The organism is Paenarthrobacter sp. 4246, assembly GCF_040546855.1.
Classification (GTDB): Bacteria; Actinomycetota; Actinomycetes; order Actinomycetales; family Micrococcaceae; genus Arthrobacter.
The window spans coordinates 1-1,133 of record NZ_JBEPOP010000021.1 but is presented as its reverse complement, the minus strand read 5'-3'; the positions used below and the strand labels follow the sequence as shown (position 1 = coordinate 1,133).

The following is a 1,133-nucleotide window of genomic DNA, read 5'->3' as shown; positions in this document are numbered from 1 at the left end:
TGGTTACAACTGTGGTGTTGTTATTTTGTTGTGTTGGTTCCTGGAACGGTGTTGTTGTTCGGGAACCACATAGTGGACGCGTGCAGTGTGTTGTGTGGTGTAAGTTGTTGGCCTATTAGTACCGGTCAGCTTCACGAGTCTTTAGTCCTCGCTTCCACATCCGGCCTATCAACCCAGTGGTCTGGCTGGGGGCCTCTCACACATGACTGTGTATGGAAATCTCATCTTGAAGCGAGCTTCCCGCTTAGATGCTTTCAGCGGTTATCCCATCCGAACGTAGCTAATCAGCGATGCACTTGGCAGTACAACTGACACACCAGAGGTTCGTCCGTCCCGGTCCTCTCGTACTAAGGACAGCCCTTCTCAAATTTCCTGCGCGCGCAGCGGATAGGGACCGAACTGTCTCACGACGTTCTAAACCCAGCTCGCGTACCGCTTTAATGGGCGAACAGCCCAACCCTTGGGACCTACTCCAGCCCCAGGATGCGACGAGCCGACATCGAGGTGCCAAACCATGCCGTCGATATGGACTCTTGGGCAAGATCAGCCTGTTATCCCCGAGGTACCTTTTATCCGTTGAGCGACGGCCATTCCACAATGTACCGCCGGATCACTAGTCCCGACTTTCGTCCCTGCTTGAGATGTCTCTCTCACAGTCAAGCTCCCTTGTGCACTTACACTCGACACCTGATTGCCAACCAGGCTGAGGGAACCTTTGGGCGCCTCCGTTACTTTTTAGGAGGCAACCGCCCCAGTTAAACTACCCATCAGGCACTGTCCCTGACCCGGATCACGGGCCGAAGTTAGATGTCCAAAGTGACCAGAGTGGTATTTCAACGATGACTCCACCCGAACTGGCGTCCGGGTTTCAACGTCTCCCACCTATCCTACACAAGCCACTCCGAACACCAATACCAAACTATAGTAAAGGTCTCGGGGTCTTTCCGTCCTGCTGCGCGTAACGAGCATCTTTACTCGTACTGCAATTTCGCCGAGTTTATGGTTGAGACAGCGGGGAAGTCGTTACTCCATTCGTGCAGGTCGGAACTTACCCGACAAGGAATTTCGCTACCTTAGGATGGTTATAGTTACCACCGCCGTTTACTGGGGCTTAAATTCTCAGCTTCGCCACA

1 rRNA gene is annotated in these 1,133 nt (G+C 53.1%); it reads right to left on the bottom strand.

Annotation, left to right across the window (positions count from 1 at the left end):
• Positions 1–94: 94 nt before the first annotated feature.
• Positions 95–1,133: ribosomal RNA gene (locus ABIE35_RS21165) — 23S ribosomal RNA — on the bottom strand; the annotation flags it as partial.